This window comes from Vibrio sp. 10N.261.54.E10 (assembly GCF_002877735.2).
In the GTDB taxonomy this organism is placed as follows: Bacteria; Pseudomonadota; Gammaproteobacteria; order Enterobacterales; family Vibrionaceae; genus Vibrio; species Vibrio crassostreae_C.
The window spans coordinates 1,982,588-2,002,634 of record NZ_MCXE02000001.1 but is presented as its reverse complement, the minus strand read 5'-3'; the positions used below and the strand labels follow the sequence as shown (position 1 = coordinate 2,002,634).

Here is a 20,047-nt window from a genome sequence, read left to right as displayed (position 1 = left end):
CCAAGCTCAAACTACACCAAGAATTGTTAATCGATATATATTCTCATTAAGTGTAGTCAAATTAAGGGCTTCTGAACGATTAATACGTGCAGCATTATGATCGGTGTTACAAAAATGTAAACGGCTGTTTGAACTTTTGGTAATTGAACTATACTGTGGTCAGACCACAAGGATAAAATAATAGAAGTGATGTCTGCCATGTACCCACATTTACTTGAACCACTCGATCTTGGATTTACCCAGTTACGTAACCGTGTATTGATGGGATCAATGCATACAGGTTTAGAAGAAAATAAAGAAGGTCTCCACAAACTCGCCGCGTTTTATGAAGAGCGAGCAAAAGGAGGCGTTGGCCTTATTGTTACCGGTGGTTTCTCTCCTAATTTACGTGGCAGATTAACCCCATTTAGTGCTGAATTCAGTAAAGTGAAGCATGCAAAAGCTCACCAAGTTGTTACCGAGGCCGTGCACAAGCATGGCGGTAAGATTGCCCTTCAGTTGCTGCATGCTGGCCGCTATGCCATGCACCCATTCGCGCAAAGTGCGTCTGGCATTAAAGCGCCTATCGCTAAGTTCGCTCCAAGTGAGATGAGCCCTCGTCAGATTAAAAAGACCATTGGTGCCTTTGCCAACAGTGCCGAACTCGCCCAAGTCGCGGGTTACGACGGCATTGAGATTATGGGATCTGAAGGTTACTTGATTAACCAATTCATCTGTAAACGTACCAATATGCGTTACGACGAATGGGGCGGTTCTTATGAGAAGCGCATGCGTTTCCCGCTGGAGATTGTTAAATCGATTCGCGAAGCAGTGGGTGACGACTTCATTATTATTTTCCGACTGTCGATGCTGGATTTGGTTGAGCAAGGCAGCACCTTTGAAGATGTTGTTCTATTGGCTCAAAAGCTGGAAGAAGCAGGCGTGACTATTATCAATACCGGCATCGGTTGGCATGAAGCGCGTGTTCCGACTATCGCGACACAAGTACCACGTGGTGCATTCTCTTGGGTGACGGAAAAAGTGAAACCATACGTGTCGATCCCAGTGGTGACATGTAACCGAATTAATACGCCAGAAGAGGCCGAACGTATTCTTAGCTCTGGGCAGGCTGATATGGTGTCTATGGCGCGTCCATTCTTGGCAGACCCGGATTTTGTTAATAAAGCAGCTCAAGACCAAGCTCAGTTCATCAATACCTGTATCGGTTGTAACCAAGCTTGCCTTGATAACGTGTTTAAAGGTAAACGTGCGAGCTGTTTGGTGAACCCACGCGCTTGTTACGAGACTGAAATTGTTGTTCAGCCAGCGCAAGCGACTAAGACCATTGCGGTTGTTGGCGCAGGCCCAGCCGGTTTAGCTTGTGCGACGACACTAGCCCAGCGTGGACACAAGGTTGACTTGATTGAGAAAAATGACCGTATCGGCGGCCAGTTTAGATTAGCAATGCAGATACCGGGCAAAGAAGAGTTCAGAGAAACGATTCGTTATTTTGCTAACCAAATCGATGCATCCGGCGTGAATCTGAAACTGGATACGGAAGCAACGTTTGAGATGTTGTTGAAGTACGATGAAGTGGTGATGGCTGCTGGCGTAGAGCCAAGAAAGCTCGATATTGAGGGCATTGACCAAGAAAACGTGGTCGATTACCAAACCTTGATTCGCGAAAAGACACCAGTAGGCGAAAAGGTCGCGATTGTTGGTGCTGGTGGTATCGGTGTCGATGTGGCAACCATGCTCACCGAGCCGGCGTCACACAGCCTAGATGATTGGCTGCATGAGTGGGGCATCGATAAGAACATGGAACACCCAGGTGGTTTGTATCCTTACCCGGATTCATTCAGCGACAAAACGGTTTGGGTGATGCAGCGTAAAGCGGGGCGCGTTGGTAAAGGTCCGGGCAAAACTACAGGCTGGATTCACAAACGCACACTAGAAAAACGCGGTGTTAATCTACTGGGTGGCGTGAGCTACAACAAGATTGATGACCAAGGTCTGCATATCAGCGTTGGTAAGAAAGAGCAGGTGCTGGATGCTGACTCGGTTATCGTATGTGCAGGTCAGGTGTCAGTTCGTCCATTCGAAGACATGTGGCAAGAGTTTGGTGGCAAACTGCATGTGATAGGCGGCGCCGATTACGCGGGTGAATTGGATGCAGTACGCGCAATTCGTCAAGGTGTTGAGCTAGCGATTAAGTTATAGAATCAGCTATCAAACTGTAATCTTATCAGTAGATATTGTTACTTAATTTGCTGAGTTAGATTTTGAACAAGGCTCCTAAGTCATAGATTTAGGAGCCTTTATTGTTTCTAATCTAGCCTAAATGGACAGCCGTTGAGATTTATTATCGTTTGTATTCTGTGCTAAAGTTCAAGTATACAAATAATAAAGAAATAGTAAGGACTTCAAATGGATGCTTTGGATCTATTGCTCAACAGACGCTCAATCGCAAAACTCTCTGATCCGGCACCTGAAGGTGTGGCGTTAGAAAACATCATCAAAGCAGGGCTGCGTGCTCCAGACCACGGTGCACTAACACCATGGCGCTTTGTTATCGCGCAAGGTTCAGGCCTACAAAAGCTTTCAGACATCTTGGTGCGCGCCGCTGAAGCGGATGACAGCGAAGAAGCGGTTATCGAGAAAGTAAAAAAAGCGCCGTTCCGAGCTCCGATGGTGATTACTGTGATTGCCAAAGTAACTGAGCACGAGAAAGTGCCTGCTATCGAACAACATCTGTCTGCGGGTTGTGCTGCACAGGCGATGCAAATGGCCGCAGTCGCACAAGGTTTCCAAGGCTTTTGGCGCTCAGGTAAATGGATGTTCCACCCAGAAGTACACCAAGCATTTGGCCTAGAAGGCGACGATGAAATTGTTGGCTTCCTATACCTAGGCACTCCAGGCTGTACACCAATGAAAGTGCCAGAGCGCGACTTCTCTAAGTTCGTTGAGTTTTTATAAAGAAAGCTGAAGCTTGAATAGTGGAATGCTAACTGTATAAACAACCAGTTTTTCTTGATTTATTAGAGCCACATTAGATAATGTGGCTCTAATTGTTTGTAGCATCTGGAAAAACATGTCTCGCCTTATTATTGCTGAAAAACCAAGCCTCGGCCGCGCGATCGCCGCTGCACTACCTAATCCACAAAAGAAAGACCAAGGGTTTATCAAATGTGGCAATGGGGATGTGGTGACTTGGTGTATTGGACACTTATTGGAGCAGGTTGAGCCGGATGCTTATGACGACCGTTATAAGAAGTGGAATTTAGCCGATCTTCCTATCGTGCCGGAGCAATGGCAGCTAAGACCGCGTAAGACTTCAAGCAAACAGCTCACGGTGATCCGAAAGCTATTGAAGGACGCCACTCAAATTGTTCACGCCGGAGACCCGGATAGAGAAGGGCAGTTGCTGGTTGATGAAGTGATTGATTACTGCAAAGTCTCTAAGGCTAAGAAAGAGTCGATGGACAGGCTACTGATCAGCGACTTGAACTTACCTGCCGTAAAACGTGCACTTTCTCAAATGCGCAGCAACCGTGACTTTATTCCGCTTTCTATTTCCGCATTAGCGCGCTCTAGAGCCGATTGGCTGTATGGCATGAACATGACTCGTGCTTATACCTTACTCGGTCAAAAGGCTGGCTACCAAGGTGTGTTGTCGGTCGGGCGAGTACAAACGCCTGTACTTGGTTTGGTGGTAAGGCGCGATGAAGAGATCGAAAACTTTATTCCGAAAGATTACTTCACTTTGCACGCTTTGATCCCTTATCAAAATCACGGCCAGAGCTTTGATATTCGTGCGCGTTGGAAGCCAAGCGAAGCATGTAAACCATGGCAAGATGAAGAAGGGCGCGTGCTCAATCGAAAGCTGGTTGAGAATGTGGCTAACCGAATTGCGAATCAACCCGCGACGGTGACGGAATCAGAGCAAAAGCAAAGTAAACAAGCTGCGCCACTGCCTTACTCGCTGTCAGCCTTGCAGATTGATGCGTCTAAGCGTTTTGGTATGAGTGCTCAACAGGTGTTAGATACGTGTCAGTCATTGTACGAGAAACACAAACTCATCACTTACCCACGTTCTGATAGCCGCTATCTACCTAAAGAGCACTACTCGCAGCGAGAATCGATCGTTGATGCTATCGCTAACAATGCGAAAGAGCTGCAAAGTGGCGCTCAAGGTGCGGACCTTTCTCTTAAATCAAAAGCATGGAACGACAGTAAGGTCGATGCTCACCACGCGATTATTCCTACTCCGAAGAAGTCATCGGTGAACGGCCTGTCTGCCAACGAGATGAAAATCTATCAGCAAATCGCTCGCCAGTATCTAATGCAATTCTACCCACCTGCTATTTTTGCCGATGCCAAGTTAGTCTTTGATATTGCTGGTGGCGTGTTCATCGCAAAAGGGCGTCAGCTTATCAACCCGGGCTGGAAAGTGTTGATGGGGAAAACGGACACTGAAGAAAAAGGTGATGGCACGGATACGGTGCCTCCATTGGATAAAGGTACGGTGTTGACGTGTCGTGAAGGCATTATTGGCGATAAGAAAACCGAACCACCAAAGCACTTCACGGAAGCGACCTTGCTACAAGCGATGACAGGTATCGCGCGCTTTGTCGCGAACAAAGATCTTAAAGCCATTTTGAAAGAGACCGATGGTCTTGGAACGGAAGCAACCCGAGCGGGTATCTTAGATACTTTGTTTAAGAGGCAGTTGCTAACTCGACAAGGTAAGAGTATTCATAGCAGTCCTGCGGGGAGAGGTTTGATTAATGCCTTACCTGAGGACTCGACCTTTCCCGACATGACGGCTCACTGGGAGCATCAGTTGCAAGGTATGGCTGAACGAAACCAAGCGTATCAACCCTTCATGCAAGCGCTAGAAAGTAAGATCGATGGCTTAATGGGCAAGGTAAAAACAGGTGAAGTCCCTGAATCCCTGCGTCATCTTCCTAAAGTTGAAAGACCAGCATTCAAGCGCCGTAAAGGTGGTGGGACAAGGAAGAAGACTTACGCGAAGAAAGGCGCTAAAAGTTAATCAGTTAGAAACTGAAAGCTAACAACACCCATTATTGATATTGGAAATCAATATTAACGACCGACCTTGCGCCCACAACGTTTAAACAGCTGCTGCCAATAATCAACATGGCGGCGAGTGGATGATCGAAAGGCGTGATGCGCATCTTTGATGGGAAAGTAATAACTGTGTAGGTCAGGTTGCGCGTCAAACATACCAAGTTGCGGGGCTAGCTGCTGATAGTAGCCATCTAATTGCGCCATGTACGGCTGAACTTTGTCTATGTATTGCTGCTCGAACACATTGTTGAGATAACGAAACTTAGTGGTGTCTCGTTGTTTACCACAGATGATATTGTGATCAAAAGTTGTCAGCTGTTTGGTGATGGTATCAAGTTCGGCCGAAGCTCGCGTGAGCGAGTAGTATAAATCCCCGAGCGTAGAGCTCTTTTCTAATACTTCTTGAACCTCAGTAGTCTTTCCCGAAACGAGCGGAACGTTTAACGCTTGATTGATATGTTCTAAGGCATCACTGGTTTGTCGTACCTGATCGCCGATATCAGCACGTAACCACTGACTACCACGCATTTGTGACTGCATGGCATCGCTGGCATAGATTAGATTCCACTGGTGCCGCGGAAACTGTGTGAGTTTCTGCTGCTCGATTTCTTTCAGTAGCTCTACGACCTCAGGGTCTAATTCGCTACTGGATAAACATTTCCCAACACCTGCAAGTAGGGCGACTTGATAATCGTAATTGCGAAACTCATCCGCGACTTTCCCAAGAACCGAATTTCTTTCTGCAATCAGATTGAACAATCCACACTGGCGAAGCTGGTAGCTGTCGATGAGACCAATAGAAAGCGAGGGCACGTCAAGCAGCAGCTCTCTTTTTCTCGGTAGGCTTTCAAATTCCCATTTCTCTTTTATCTCGTCAGCATCTTGTACTCTGGCTATCTTGGTTTGGTAGTCGTCGAACAAGTCTCCGGGGCCATCACTGAAACAGCCAGCTAGCATCACAGTCAGACAAAACAGTGTTGAGTGCTTAACTAGGTTTGAGAGAGGGCCATCATTCATCTGCGGGTTACCAATCTATTTCGCTGCCATCGAAATTGAAGAAGTGACCACTTACTTCAGTATTCGCAGACTCGATGACTTTTATAAGACCAGAAGCTGAGGTGTTGGTGTCGATCAGAGCATTAGGGCCGCCCATTTCGGTCTGTACCCAACCAGGATGCAGAGCTAACACCGTAACGCCGTTATCGGTTAAGTCGTTACTTAGGCTCTTCACAACGGAGTTTAGAGCGGCTTTGGAGGAGCGATAGATGTAGCCGCCTCCTGAGGTGTTCTCGGACATGCTACCGACTCTAGAAGACAGGCAGGCGATCTTTTTGACGTCACTAATTTCTATAAGAGGTAATAGAGTCTCGACAAGCTTCAATGGCGCAATGGTGTTGACTTCGAATACACGGCGCCACTCTTCGACATCGGTATTACCCAGACCATAACCTTTTGGACCATAGTAGCCAGCGTTGTTGATCAAGATATCAATCGACTCTATTTGCGAAGTGAGGTGGCTCACCGCTTGGTAATCGGTTATCTCTAATTGAATGCAGGTCAGGTTGCTGTTGTGGTCTGCGAGAGAGAGCAGTTCTTTTGCTGAGTTGGCATCACGATAAGTCGCGTACACCTTGTGGCTACCTTCCAAGTATTGTTGAGTCAGGCTTAAGCCAATGCCGCGATTTGCTCCAGTAATGAAAATAACGCTCATGGTGATTCCTTTTTAGTTCAATTAGTTAAGTTTGATGGCTTAACACGAGAAAATCAACGCTCCACCAACTGGCCATTAGCATTCCTACAAAAATCATTACTGCTGCCGCTGAGCCGCAGATCACCCCAAAGATGAGTATTACGTATTTCATTGTTGTCTCTTTTTGAAAATCAAGTTAATGATAACTATTATCATCAATTAAGGTTGTCGCCTAGGCTGAGACTGTTATGATTTTGAGAAAGATACGCAATTAACCTGATTATGATTCCTTTAATTTACCACCCAATCTATTCGCAGTTACCTTTACCAGAAGGTCACCGTTACCCAATTAACAAATATCAGTTGTTACACAGTGCTGTTGAAGCGTTAATGGATAGAGATCCTCTATGGAAGAGTCAGTTTGAAATCTTCCAACCAACGCCGGTTTCGGTTGAACAGGTAAAACAGGTTCACGATAGTGAGTATGTGGATTTGCTTGTTTCTGGTAATTTGCCCGCAGCAAAGATGAGACGTATCGGTTTCCCTTGGAGTGAACAACTTATTGAGAGAACACTCTACTCAAGTGGTGGAACCTGCTTGGCCGCTGAAATGGCAATAGAGAGTGGTTTAGCGATTCATTTGAGTGGTGGTTATCATCATGCGCATCATGATTTTGGCAGTGGCTTTTGTTTGTTGAACGATCTGGTGTTAGCGGCAAAGCATGCACTGACCTTTGAACATATCGATAAAGTGCTGATCGTCGATAGCGACGTTCATCATGGTGATGGCACAGCAACTCTTTGCCAAGAGAACGACGACATCATTACTCTGTCGTTCCACTGCGACAAAAACTTCCCTGCACGAAAACCGCTGTCTGATTTAGATGTGCCGTTAAGTCGTGAAACAGAGGATGAAGAGTTCTTACGTTGTTTTGAACAAGTCACTAAGTTAGCGATTGCTCACCATCAACCTGACCTGATTATTTATGATGCGGGGATCGATATCCATCAAGACGATGAATTGGGTTACTTGAATGTTTCGATAAAAGGGATATTTGAACGCGACTGTTTGATGATTGAGTTAGCGAAATCAGAGTCTATTCCGATGGCCTGCGTAGTCGGTGGCGGATATCGAACTCAACATCAAGATTTGGTGCCGATTCACATGCAGCTGTTAAAAGCGGCCTATCATGTTCACGGTTAACCTCTCAAATTAGCGGCTGATAGTTCATTGAAATGATGGTGTGAAATAAGCGCATTTTGCACCATAAAAGACACGCTTGCACCATTGTGACTCATATAAAGTACTTTTTTATTAATTACGTATTTGTGTGGTTAATTGTGGTCTGTAAATTGCTTGACCCATGTGTCTATAAAAACACAAGGGATAAAAATGAACCTGACGGACAAGGAACGTAGTTGGCTTAATTGGTTTGGCGCAACAGGAAAACTGGCTATGCGCAGAGCTTGTTTCCTCAATCGAAGTAGGACGGAGGAGCTTGAACAAGCTTTTGAAAGTATTGCTCACACGCGAGTTCAACTTCTGCATAACTGGGTCAAGAATCAATGGGACTTTTTAGAAGACTCTGCTGTTTATTTGGCAAGTCGAACGGAAGAGCAAGCACAGGGGACGTTATCTAGCCTTCTTAAACGCAGTACGGATTTTTCTGAGTTGGCGATCGTCGATGCTAAGGGGATAGCACAAGCATCGAGTTATCATGAGCATGTAGGGGTTAACCTTGGAGACAAGAAGGCTTTAGTTGAAGGGGCTTCAAAGCGTTATCTGCATGGGCCGTATATGGATCAGCGCACGTTGAACGTAGGGGCTTCGAGTTCATCGTTTCATGACCAAGTAACGCTGATGTTTTATGTCCCCTTTTCTCGGGATGAAGGGGCGCCGCAATTCCTATGTGGTCGTGTTCCAAATGATGTTATTGGTGACATTATTCAAAGAGAAGCGGGGCATATTTATAGCGAGTCGGGTGATAACTATATCTTTATGGTCGACTCCATTCATGATCCTCATACTCAGCCGGGTGTTGCGCTCTCTCGTTCTCGCTTTGAAGATAATACCTTTTCACACGGCGAGAACTTAAAGCAAGGGGTTCATACTGATTGGGGAACGGTTAAGATCCAGCACCGCACCGAATTTGAGATTCGCTTTACAGACCCAGCCACTAATCAGCTTCACCCAGGCGTAAGAGAAACCATTAAAAATGGCAATAACTTGTTTATTGGTTATCCGGGGTATTCTGACTATCGCCACATACCCGTTATTGGCAAAGGCATCACTTTTCAATTGGATGGTTCACCAGATACCTTTGGCATGATGTGTGAGTCCGATTTAGAAGAGGTCTACAGAGACCGAAGTCTAAGTTATACCTTATCTAAGCACTTTATCAGCTGCATGCTACTGCCTCTATTTGTTCCATTACTGTTTGCCAACCTTTATACACTCACACCTTTTATGCAGAGTGGCATTATGTTCGCTTGCGCGTTGCTTTCATTGGGCTTATTCCGTTTAGTTAGCGCCAAACCACTAGCGAAGAAGATTCATGAAATGACCGGGGTAATGCAGACCTTAGCTGAAGGTGATGGCAACTTAAGTCGGAGACTTGATCCCACCACATTCAGTCATAATGAACTTGGCAACTTAGGGCGCTGGACTAACAGTTTTATCGACAATTTAGATAACACGGTGAGTGAGTTGATCCATGCGAGTCACGAAGTTAGAGAGGTTTCGGAATCGATGTTTCGTCGCAGTGTCGTGATGAAGCAAACCAGTGATGATGCATCACAAGCGTTAAGCAATATGCTTCAGTTGAGTCAGTATCAACAGAGCGAAATTACTCATGCGAGTGTCTCAGCAACGCAAATGGACACGGTGATGAAACAAGCCGTCCTGAGCGCAGATAAGGAGTACAATCAGTCCGTCGAAGGCATGGAGATTGTTCGCAATATCGTAGAAAGCTCGGCGCATAGCGTGAATGAGGTGAATAATGAAATGACTAAGGTGTCTGACATTATAGATATCATTACTGACATTACCGCGCAGACTAACCTTTTGGCCTTGAATGCGGCCATTGAGTCGGCAAGAGCAGGTGAACACGGGAGAGGGTTCTCTGTCGTCGCTTCTGAAGTAAGAACTCTGGCTGACCGAACTTCACAAGCTGCTAACCATATTAGTGACCTAATGAAAGAGCTGCATAGTAAGTCTCGCAGTGCTGTTGAGTCTATGGAGCGAGGCGTGGAGAATGTGAGTAAGGGAAACTTAACAGTAGACTCAAACACCCGCAGTGAACAAATTCAAGCAGCGGTGAGTGACCTCTTTACCACGATGTCTAACTTAGATGAGAACAGTCAGAAAAACGGACAAACGGCAGATAAAGCCCAACGTTCAATATCTGACTTACAACTGTCTACTAAGCAACTCGCACGTCGAGTTTCTTTGATGGGCAATGCATTGAGCCGCTTAGACCAATTGATTGGACGCTTTGAAGTGAGCCGAAAGGTGGCGTAGTAGAAACTACGTAAGCTCTTTACGTAAACGCCAGATACAAAAAAGCCGCTGATTTCTCAGCGGCTTTCTTTAATGTGGTGGAGGGATAGGGATTTGAACCCTAGAACCGCTATTAACGGTTGCCGGTTTTCAAGACCGGTGCTTTCGACCACTCAGCCATCCCTCCAGTGGCGCGTATAATATAAGGGTGGCTTTCGCTTGTAAATACCCTTATTAACTGACTGCTTTTTTTATGAACGCTTTTTGGTATTTTTGTTCTGAATGATTATTTATTGTTCGGTTTATTAAGAAGCCGACAAAATCTAATATTCAATAAGCCAAGTATTCCCAACTTTTGTTATACGTGAAGTGTTTCTGTGCTATTAAAAAAGAAAGTATCTAATTGGCTTGCAGGTAAAGTTATGAGGGGAGTGGCTTAGGCGCATGAACTTTTAGTTTAGAACGGTGAGATCGGAATTTAAAACTAGGTATAAAGTGAATGGGTTTGAAACTGGGACTGTAGAGAGTTTTGTTAGATGAGCTTTATATTTTAAAAAGCTTCAGATGCAAAAAAGCCGCTGATTTTGAAGTGACCCCGTAAAGTTGGACATTTCTGTTAAGCGGCTTTCAAGGCCTGAGTTCGATATTCTATCGGAGTCAGGCCTTTTAGTTTCACTTTTATACGTTTGGTATTGTAGTACTCGATGTATTCTTTAATTTGCTCTATCAGAGCATCTGCATCTTCAAAGCTTTGGTTGTGATACATCTCTGTTTTGAGTAAAGCAAAAAAGTTTTCAGCAACCGCATTATCCAAGCAGTTACCTTTTCTCGACATGCTTTGTGTTAACCCACTCTCCGCTACCTTTTTCTGATACTGTCGATGACGATATTGCCAACCTTGATCGCTATGTATAATTGGCTTTGAGTTGGGTTTGAGCTTTGATATGGCTTCCGTTAGCATATCCGTGACAAGCGGCAAGCAGGCATTTTTGGCCACTCTATAAGCAACTACCTCCTGAGTAAACAAGTCGACCACGGGAGACAAGTATACTTTCTGCTCTTTGACTTTGAACTCCGTGACATCAGTTACCCACTTTTCATCGGGTTGAGTCGCACTAAAATCTCTTTCAAGCAGGTTAGGAGCAGCTGTTCCAGACTCTCCTCGGTATGAACGATACTTTTTAATCCTGACCGTCGATTTAAGGTTGAGCTGAGCCATAAGCCTTTGAACCGTTTTGTGATTAAGCACGAACCCCTGATTTTTTAGTTCCAAGTGAATACGGCGGTAGCCGTATCGACCCTTATGTTCATGATAAATTGACTTTATCAACCGCAGCTCACGTTCGTAGCTATTTGGGCGCTTGTTTGTTTGAGCTTGATAATAAAAGACACTTTTTGCCAGCTGTAGAGTCTGCAGTAAGTGCTTCAGCGGGTACTTGCCTTTAAGAGTTAGAGCTATGACCGCTTTTTCTTTGTTCGACGGTTTTTTTCCTGCTCCAACTCTTCCAACTTTTTTAGAACGGCATTCTCGGTTCGTAAGTAGACCAACTCCTCTTTTAGCTCCTCAAGTGTCATTTCATTATCAGGCTTAGTGGTACGTTGAGGTTGCTGTTTCATTGAGGGTCTTCCTTTCTGGCGCATTTTGAGCCCCTTGATACCGAGCTCATTAAATCTTTTGAGCCAGACAGAGAGTATCCCAGGGGATGAGAGGTTTAATACAGCGCTAGTGTGCGTGAGAGACCATTCATTCGTCCACATTAAATTCAATGCTTTTCGTTTTGTTTGAGCAGTCGCGGCATGCTTAGTTGGTAAAAATGAATCAGTACCATGGATGGCAAAGACTTGAGCCCAATACCGTATCTGCCTTGAAGAAATTGAATATTGTTTTGCTAAATAGAGAGATGACGTGCCATCTAAGTATTGCTTAGCAATGATACATTTTAGCTCACGGCTATATTTGGACATAAAAAGACCCCCAATAATTGGTGTCCAACTATTGGGGGTCAGTTCATTTCTCAGCGGCTTTCTTTAAAGTGGTGGAGGGATAGGGATTTGAACCCTAGAACCGCTATTAACGGTTGCCGGTTTTCAAGACCGGTGCTTTCGACCACTCAGCCATCCCTCCAGTGGCGTGAATAATATAAGGGGTGGAGGATCTTGTAAACCCTTAATTTTCATAATTTTGTTTTGTTGCTTGTTTTCTAATCATTCACGGCAATAAAAAAGGGAAGCCATTGGCTTCCCTTTGCTGTTTGCTGATTATTTAGTCATTTTTTGTGTAGAAACGCTGTAGCTCTGTCAGGCCTTGCATCAACACAGGTAAGCGAGGGCTTACGTTTTTCAGGCGCTTGTAATTTTGGTCGTACAATTTGTAGTTACCAAATTTATCCAACACCGTTGTTTGCTGGTCAGTAACAAGAGCAAGTTCACGAGAGTCGCCCGCGAGAATCCACTTTCTGTTACGTTCATTAAACAGGCTGCGACCACTACTGAAATCTGTTGGGTTCGAAGATACACCCAATAGCTCTTGCATCAGTGTTACTGACACGTCTAGATGACTAGAACGGTGGGTGTATTCAGAAGCAGACTTGCCAGGCCAGCTGATAAACAGTGGTACTTGTAACTGATAACGACTGTAGTTGGAGTTTGCACCCCAGCTGTTGGTTTTGGTTTCGTTAAACTCAGTACCGTGGTTAGAGGTAATGATAACCACCGTGTTATCGGCAAGCTCTAAGCGTTCCAGTTCAGCGTAGATAGTTGCTAGCTGAGCATCGGCCGCTGTCGCCGACTTTTGATAGTCTGCTGCAAAACGCTCTGCTGTCGTTAGCGTAGAGTCCGACTCTGAACTTGAATCGTAGCTGGCGAAGTTATCCAGTGTGGTTAATTCAATAAAGTTAAACCAAGGGCGTTTAGCTTGCGGTGATTGAATCCAGTTAGACCAAGCTTTTATGGCACTCTGGTCATCATAAGTTGCTTGCTCTGGCATCACATCACGGCCTCGGAAGATGATATCCGAGTACAGTGCATCACTAAAGTTGTCGCCACTGAAAGCAGCGAACTTGTAATCGTGATTCTCTAAAACATCGAGCAATACTGCGCTTGACCCCTGAGCTTCAATGCTGCTTGCGTAGCTGCTCGGTAGGCCGTAGAACAAGCCAAAAATACCAAACATATCGTTACTTGAACTGTAGTGGTTGGTGAAGTTGATCGACTGTTGTGCGTAGGCATAGCTGTTTGGCATCGCTGTCGCATTAAGAGCGTCAGAGCGAAGGTTGTTCACACTCACCATCAGGATATTAAGATCATCACTGCGGCGGTTGTATTGAATTTTTTCTAGCGGGTAGCTAACTAGGTTTACATTCTCTTTGTTCGCTTCTAAACGCTCAAGGTACTCTTCACGGTCTAATAGGCCATGTTTTTCCATAAAGCTTTTCGCTGTCATAGGGTAAGACAGTGGGAAGTTCGCTTTCTGGCTAGTAATTGGGTTATAGAAGTACGCATCAGCCCACATGTAGGTCAAGTGGCTGCTGATGAAACACAAGAAGAAGACGGCAGTAATCGGACGGCCAATGTGTTTATGAGACAGTTTACGCTGCTTACGCCAAACCCACTCAGATAGACCGAGTTGCAGCAAGAAGATAAGCGGCATAACAATGAAGAGGTGCTGCAAATCAGACGTGAATGCAGATTCCTCTCCACTGAATAAAACCTCCCACACGACAGGCGTCAGGTGGAGGTTTATATTTTGATACGTTTGGGTATCAATCAGTAGGACAGTTAAACCTATGGTCGCGAAGATAACGGCAACCAAACGTAATAACTTCCTCGACGGAAGAATAAAAGTGAGCGGGAACAGCACTAATAGATAGAGCGCGAACACTAAAAAGCCAAAATGACCAACCCACGATGCAGCCAAATAGAATTGGCCTAGCAAGGTTTCTGGCCAAGCAGATTGAGTAATATAACGAGTACCAATCAACATCGCAGCAATGATGTTGAAAAATGCAAACCAGTGACCCCAACCAACCAGTCGAGATACACGATCGCTATATGAGTTTGCGCTGTCTACCATTTATAATTCTTTTATCCGTCAATCAAATTTAGTGAGACTTTTTATCTTCAAGAGAAGAAATTAAAGCCTCGGCAAATTTTTCAGCAATTCCTTTGCGTTGTGAAGCAGCAACATTCTGATTTAAGACATTGGTTGCGATATTTCCAGCGATCATCAGTGAAAGTTCTGGCGAAGCTTTGTGCTTAGTTAGTACAGCACCTACTTCAGCTAGGATTTTTTCAACTTGATCATCTGTGTATTTAGATATAATCGGCATAAGGACTCTAATAATGATAGTAAAAGCGGCTTATGATAACCTACTATGCACGACAACTGAAACCTGAACGGTAATATTTTCACTATGAGCCTTCACCTTTCCAACGTAATTTTACACCAGCTGAGCAAGAACGATCAGGATGAGCTGATTGTTAACTATCGTGCTGAATCTCTAGAAAACGATGCTTCATCTGAAAGCCTAGTTGCTGAACTTCACCGTGTTTTTAATTCAAAAGCAGGCAAAGGGTTTGGTTCTTTCAAATCTGACAGCGAATTCCAGCAGTGGTTGCATCAACTTCGTGCTGGTGAGACAAACTTTTACGATTTTTCTCAAAAGAGTGCGCAACGTCTAAAAGACGAACTATCAAAGTACCCATTCGCTGACGAAGGTATCTTGGTAATGGCTGAATATCAGTCACTTGCAACAGATTACCTTTTCATTGGTTTATTGCCTTCAAACCAAAGCCTAAAGGTAACTGAAGGGCTTGATATTAGTGCGACTGACTACCTTGATATCTCAAAAATGGATATCGCGGCTCGTCTAGACCTTTCAACTTATGAGACTGATAAAGAATCAAACCGTTACTTAACTTACATTAAAGGACGTGTTGGCCGTAAAGTCGCGGATTTCTTCTTAGATTTCTTACAAGCTGAAGTTGGTTTGGATGCGAAACAGCAGAACCAAGTACTGATGCAAGCGGTAGAAGACTTTGTTTCTGACTCTAAATTAGAGAAAGAAGAAGCGATCAGCTACAAAAAGCAGGTTGCGGATTACTGTAACGAGCAGCTTAAAGCGGGCGATGAAGTACAAGTTCGTGAACTTTCTGGTGAGTTGCCAGCAAGCACTGATGGCACAAGCTTCTTTGACTATACTAGTGAGCAAGGCTACGAGTTAGAAGACAGCTTCCCAGCCGATCGCGCAACTATGCGTAAACTAACAAAATTTGTTGGTGCTGGTGGCGGTTTGAATGTTAGTTTTGATAGTCTGCTTCTAGGCGAACGTATCTTTTACGATCCGGAGACAGACACGCTAACGATTAAAGGCACTCCACCGAACTTACGTGACCAACTGACTCGCAATAAGTCATAGTCCGAAGTTAACGGATAAAAGCGGCAGCAGGACGTTGTCGCTTATTTTGTGCTTAATCTTTTAGCTACGGTCATGGCTTCAAGTTAACACGCACAAGGAATATAGATGGAACAATCAGTAGCAAAGCCCAAACGCTTTAAAAAACCAGCCACCTTTTTGGTTGTGCTCTTGGCTCTGTGGTTACTTCCTTCATTGGCTCTTCTTAATCTAAGCCGTTCCTACACCAATTCTCTAGCTCAAATCGAAGAGCTCGGTATTCGAGTCAACGAATTGAGGCAATCGCTTTATTTCTCAGAACCGCTTCGAGTCTCTCGTATCAATGATCTCGCACTCGATGCTCAGTTGGTTTATTCGATCCGACTGCAGATTGAATCTGATTTCCAACACGCCTTGTTTCGTCCTGATGTCAACCAACTGTTGTACGTAGCTGATCAGTTCCTAGAAAAGTTCGATGAGTTCATTCCAATAGAAAGCCAAGTTCAAGACATCGTTGATAACATTAAGATCTTGCGTGCTGATAAAGAGCTTTCCCCTCAGCTAAAACCGCTCCTCAACGAATTCGGTGTTGTGGTATTTGAAGCCATGTATTCTGAAAATCAAAGTTCGTCAGCGACTTATCGCGCCTTTGATTCCATTCTAGAAAAATCTTATTCCTTAGAAAACGAAGAACAAGATGCACTCCAACAACTACTGGCTGATGCGTCAGCATTGTTGAGTGATTACGCTCAGCTTAACTATTTGGTTGATAAGATTAAGAAAAACTCAGTAAATGAACAGATCATAAAACTCGAAGCTGAGTTCCATGATCGTCAATTCAACCTATTGTTGGTGATGCTAGGCTTAAGCTTGGTGGCGATGAGCGGGATAGTGTTTTGGGGCGTTAGGTCCACAAAAACGATGAAAGAAGCAGACCAAGAACTCAGCTCTGAACTAGAAATTAATTCAAGTAAGGAAGACGCTTCTTATAGCGATGTTGTTTCCTCAGCAGTGAAACAAGCAGATAGTGACGCTTATGTATCCGAGAACAGGCCAACGCGCCAGTCTTCCGACTCTCAACCTCCGCAGAGCGTTAACGTTACAAGCCAACCCGTTGTACCGCAATACTCTATTCAGCAAGTCCCTGAACAGGCGCCAGTAGTAGAGAAACACGTTGCCAGTGTCACAGATTCAAAGCCTGCGATTGATATCGAAGACATGTTAGAAACGCTCGATGGTGATGCTGAGTCTGTCGAACTCTTGCTTGGTGTGTTTGTACAAGACCACGCAGGTGACTACGAGAAGTTTAAGTCTTTGTTGACCAAAGATGAAACCTCCGCGGCTCGCATTGTACATAGCTTAAAAGGCGTGGCTGGCAGTATTAAAGCGTCTCGGTTAGCCATCATTGCCGCAAGTATTGAAATGACAATGAAGCAGTCCAGAGCGATCAGTGAACATGATTTAGCTGAACTAGAGCAGGCTATAAAAGCCTCTGTGGATTCTGCTCATGAATATTTAGACAGTCAGCGTTAACTTTTACAGGATTTTTGACAATACTCTGACGAAGCGCTCATACAATCAGCGCCCTTAGTCTTTGCCAGAGGTTTATATGTTACGAGTTTCGAGTCGAAGTTGGATGGTGTTGGTGCTTAGCATTGTGCTAAGTGGTTGTTCTCTCTTAGAAGTTAAGTTAGATAGTCAAACGACGCCTCTCACTCAACAAGAGTTAAATGCTCGGATCATGACGCGTGAATACGCCAAGATGTTCTTTACACGAGTAGAAGATTCGGCCGATCTCATCGCGCAATCTTACCCTGCTGATGACACCTTACATCAATCTTATGTGTTGCTTTGGAAGATCCATGCAGAGCAGGGCTTACAACAAGCGGCTTACCAAACTTCCCCTATGTCTGCGTTAATTGACTCGTGGGTTTTCACTGCCCAAATGAATCAGTTTTATAGCCAAGGCGACGGCGCGGATCTGTTCGCGACGGATGATGCAGTAGAGACCGCTCGTTTTCTTGATCAAGAAGCCGAGAAGCTGGCAAAGGGTGTATTGAGCTCGAGTGATTTCAAAAACAGCAAAGCGTTCGTTGCGCAGTTTTCTGCTAGCCACCCATTTAAAGACCTCACATTCAGAAGCACACCTGCTTACCGTGAATGGCTAAATTACCTTGGTAAAGACGAATCGCAAATCGTTCAGAGCTTAGGCACCATGCCAGAAGCCATGAGTGACGCATCTGATCGTTTAAGCCTTATGGCTGACCAGACACCAAAACTGATGTCGTGGAAGGCGGAGTTGGTTGCATTGAATAGCTCACTAACGGGTGAAGACCTATCGATGACGCTGGAAAGCCTTCGTCAAACATCAGCAAGCATGCAAGACTTCATTGAGAACAATCCGGAGTACATGCAAACACTGGCTTCTATTATGTCGACAGAAATGCAACCATTGCTCAACGACCTCAGTGATAAAACCGACCAAAAATTAGCGATGCTGAGTGATGAACGTGTGGCATTAGAAAAAATGGTGACACGTGAGAGAGAAGCTCTAGTAGAGATGATTGCGAAAGAGCGCATCGAGATTGCCGGCATTGTGACTTCAGAAAGAGAACTGTTCACGCAAGACCTTGATCGCGTCTCTCAAGAGGTGGTGGTACTGGCGATTGATAAGCTAATGGAGTTAATCAAAGGTGTGATTATCTACTTCATCCTGTTTATCTTAGTAGTGTTCTTTGCACCGTTAGGCATCGGTTACTGGTTGGGTAAACGAACCGCCAATAAATAGATAAATAAGTAAATCAGCAGATCAAAAAAGAGCGCTCTAGGGCGCTCTTTTTGCATTTATCCATTAACGTTTTGAGTTACGTTCGAAAGCGTTAGCTCCTGAACTTAAGCTTGTTGCTTGCTTAACTCGGTCGCTTCTTCAGCTTCAAACGCTGGTGCTGTTGGTTCACACTTATCAACGAACCAACCCATGTAAGATGTCACGATAGTCACGATGATACAGATGAAGCTTAACCACATGAAGGGTGCGTAAGACAGCGTCGCAACACCAAGAATACTCGCCATGTAGATACCGTTATCACTCCAGGGAACCATACCCGACGTTAGCGTGCCACCAAACTCAGCATTACGAGATAGGTTCTTACGCTTGTAGCCTAAACGGTCGTAGTTTTTCGCACAGATTTTTGGTGTAAGGATTAACGATACGTACATTGCAGAACCGAACACGTTACCCATGAAGGCCGTACCAATTGTGCTCGTCGCTAGTGAGCCTGCGCTGTTTACGCGGCGCTCAAACACCTTAGCGATTGTCTCTAGTACGCCCACTTTATCCAGTAAGCCACCGAAACCTAGACCAAATACGATAACCGCAACTGAACCTAGCATTGAAGACATGCCGCCGCGGTTAAGAATCGAATCAATAAACTCTACGCCAGATGAGATTGAGAACGGTGCCCAAGCAGTGTTGAATGCCGTTAGGAAGTCGATATCTTGGATCATGACTGCCCAGATAATACCTAGCAGAGAACCAAAACTGATGACCGGGAATGAAGGCATACGGAAAGCCAACAGACCAAGCACGATAAGTACCGGAACGAATGAGTAAGGCGTGATGTAGAACTGAACTTCCATCGCTTTGATGACAGAGTCTACTTGGCTCATGTCAACGTTGCCCGCGTAGTGGAAACCAAACGCAGTAAACATGATGCCTGTAATCACGTAGCTGATTAACGCAACTGGAAGCATGCCCTTGATGTGTTCAACCACTTCAACACCAGACATTGAAGAAGCCAGAATCACTGAATCAGAAAGAGGAGACATCTTGTCACCGAAGTAACAGCCTGACAGCACGGCACCTGCAGTAATCGGTGCTGGAACACCTAGGCCTTGGCCGATACCCATCATCGCGATACCTGCTGTACCCGCAGCACCCCAAGAAGTACCGGTCGCCAATGCAGTTAGAGAACAGATGATCATGGTCGCTAAAAGGAAGATAGAAGGGTGGATAGCTTTCAGACCATAGTAAATGATAGTAGGTACGATCCCGCCTGAGATCCAAGTACCAACAAGAGCGCCAACGGCTAAAAGTATTAAAACCGCGCCTAAGCCATTGGATATTCCTTTGAGTGCTGCTTTTTCTAAGTCTTTGTATTGGTGTCCAAGACGAATACCAAGAACCATGATAATGAACCAGCCAATATACAAGGCAAGTTGAATTGGAAGGTCAAGCTTTGCAGTAAAGGAAAAAGCAAGGGATAGAAATAGTCCTAACGCGATGAATACCTGCAATAGGTTCGGTAGGCGAGTTTTACTCTGCTTCATAAAAGCCTCTTGTGATTTCGAGTATTTATAGTGCTTCGTTATAGTGTGTGGTGCAAAACGGACACTA

General features: G+C 44.9%; 16 protein-coding genes and 2 tRNA genes. 8 read left to right on the top strand and 10 right to left on the bottom strand.

Going from position 1 to position 20,047, the window contains the following annotated elements:
• Window positions 1–189 precede the first annotated feature (189 nt).
• The 3 genes from BCU07_RS08685 to BCU07_RS08675 all read left to right on the top strand — a co-directional run bounded on the left by BCU07_RS08685 (window position 190) and on the right by BCU07_RS08675 (window position 5,032).
• The gene (locus tag BCU07_RS08685) at window positions 190–2,199 is read left to right on the top strand and encodes an NADPH-dependent 2,4-dienoyl-CoA reductase (protein ID WP_170967980.1); all 2,010 of its coding nucleotides are present in this window, start codon (window positions 190–192) and stop codon (window positions 2,197–2,199) included.
• A 207-nt stretch (window positions 2,200–2,406) separates the two neighbouring features.
• Entirely contained in the window at window positions 2,407–2,955 is a 549-nt protein-coding gene (locus BCU07_RS08680) for an NAD(P)H nitroreductase (protein ID WP_017059376.1), read from the top strand.
• A gap of 115 nt (window positions 2,956–3,070) precedes the next feature.
• Entirely contained in the window at window positions 3,071–5,032 is a 1,962-nt protein-coding gene (locus BCU07_RS08675; protein WP_102428754.1) for a DNA topoisomerase III, read from the top strand.
• A 53-nt stretch (window positions 5,033–5,085) separates the two neighbouring features.
• On the opposite strand, the gene BCU07_RS08670 is transcribed toward BCU07_RS08675, so the two are convergent.
• From BCU07_RS08670 to BCU07_RS08660, 3 genes are read right to left on the bottom strand one after another with little or no spacing between them, the layout of a single operon-like run.
• Window positions 5,086–6,087, bottom strand: a complete 1,002-nt coding sequence (locus BCU07_RS08670) for a DUF3080 domain-containing protein (protein WP_102428753.1) — start codon at window positions 6,085–6,087, stop codon at window positions 5,086–5,088.
• A gap of 7 nt (window positions 6,088–6,094) precedes the next feature.
• Window positions 6,095–6,781, bottom strand: coding sequence for an SDR family oxidoreductase (locus tag BCU07_RS08665; protein WP_102428752.1), 687 nt, complete (start codon window positions 6,779–6,781; stop codon window positions 6,095–6,097).
• A 25-nt stretch (window positions 6,782–6,806) separates the two neighbouring features.
• The gene (locus BCU07_RS08660) at window positions 6,807–6,932 is read right to left on the bottom strand and encodes a hypothetical protein (RefSeq protein WP_017079518.1); all 126 of its coding nucleotides are present in this window, start codon (window positions 6,930–6,932) and stop codon (window positions 6,807–6,809) included.
• Window positions 6,933–7,042: 110 nt separating this feature from the next.
• Between BCU07_RS08660 and BCU07_RS08655 the strand changes: the two genes are divergently transcribed.
• Window positions 7,043–7,963, top strand: coding sequence for a histone deacetylase (locus BCU07_RS08655; protein ID WP_102428751.1), 921 nt, complete (start codon window positions 7,043–7,045; stop codon window positions 7,961–7,963).
• A 189-nt stretch (window positions 7,964–8,152) separates the two neighbouring features.
• Window positions 8,153–10,279, top strand: a complete 2,127-nt coding sequence (locus tag BCU07_RS08650) for a methyl-accepting chemotaxis protein (protein ID WP_102428750.1) — start codon at window positions 8,153–8,155, stop codon at window positions 10,277–10,279.
• A gap of 75 nt (window positions 10,280–10,354) precedes the next feature.
• Here BCU07_RS08650 and BCU07_RS08645 read toward each other — a convergent pair.
• The 6 genes from BCU07_RS08645 to BCU07_RS08620 all read right to left on the bottom strand — a co-directional run bounded on the left by BCU07_RS08645 (window position 10,355) and on the right by BCU07_RS08620 (window position 14,586).
• Window positions 10,355–10,445: transfer RNA gene (locus tag BCU07_RS08645), tRNA-Ser, on the bottom strand.
• 429 nt (window positions 10,446–10,874) lie between these two features.
• Window positions 10,875–11,717 (bottom strand): IS3 family transposase, encoded by an 843-nt coding sequence (locus BCU07_RS08640; RefSeq protein WP_106427183.1) that lies wholly within the window; start codon window positions 11,715–11,717, stop codon window positions 10,875–10,877.
• A complete protein-coding gene (locus BCU07_RS08635; protein WP_029236503.1) occupies window positions 11,714–12,223 on the bottom strand; it encodes a helix-turn-helix domain-containing protein in 510 nt (169 codons plus the stop codon). The genes BCU07_RS08640 and BCU07_RS08635 overlap by 4 nt, the downstream gene beginning before the upstream one ends.
• A 69-nt stretch (window positions 12,224–12,292) precedes the next feature.
• Window positions 12,293–12,383, bottom strand: a tRNA-Ser gene (locus BCU07_RS08630).
• Between the two features lie 138 nt (window positions 12,384–12,521).
• Window positions 12,522–14,330 (bottom strand): DUF3413 domain-containing protein, encoded by a 1,809-nt coding sequence (locus BCU07_RS08625; RefSeq protein WP_017065981.1) that lies wholly within the window; start codon window positions 14,328–14,330, stop codon window positions 12,522–12,524.
• Window positions 14,331–14,358: 28 nt separating this feature from the next.
• Complete coding sequence (locus BCU07_RS08620; RefSeq protein WP_004734063.1) at window positions 14,359–14,586, bottom strand: YejL family protein; 228 nt, start codon at window positions 14,584–14,586, stop codon at window positions 14,359–14,361.
• A gap of 84 nt (window positions 14,587–14,670) precedes the next feature.
• On the opposite strand from BCU07_RS08620, the gene yejK reads away from it, so the two are divergent.
• From yejK to BCU07_RS08605, 3 genes are all read left to right on the top strand, one after another.
• Window positions 14,671–15,675 carry a nucleoid-associated protein YejK gene (gene yejK / locus BCU07_RS08615; protein WP_017061190.1) on the top strand — a complete coding sequence of 335 codons (1,005 nt, stop codon included), beginning with the start codon at window positions 14,671–14,673 and terminating at the stop codon, window positions 15,673–15,675.
• A gap of 105 nt (window positions 15,676–15,780) precedes the next feature.
• Complete coding sequence (locus tag BCU07_RS08610) at window positions 15,781–17,184, top strand: Hpt domain-containing protein (RefSeq protein ID WP_102427883.1); 1,404 nt, start codon at window positions 15,781–15,783, stop codon at window positions 17,182–17,184.
• A gap of 76 nt (window positions 17,185–17,260) precedes the next feature.
• Window positions 17,261–18,439, top strand: a complete 1,179-nt coding sequence (locus BCU07_RS08605; protein ID WP_017065980.1) for a hypothetical protein — start codon at window positions 17,261–17,263, stop codon at window positions 18,437–18,439.
• Window positions 18,440–18,543: 104 nt separating this feature from the next.
• Here BCU07_RS08605 and nhaC read toward each other — a convergent pair whose 3' ends face one another.
• Window positions 18,544–20,022: a Na+/H+ antiporter NhaC gene (gene nhaC, locus BCU07_RS08600; protein ID WP_277871497.1), complete on the bottom strand. Its 1,479-nt coding sequence runs from the start codon at window positions 20,020–20,022 to the stop codon at window positions 18,544–18,546.
• Window positions 20,023–20,047: the final 25 nt, after the last annotated feature.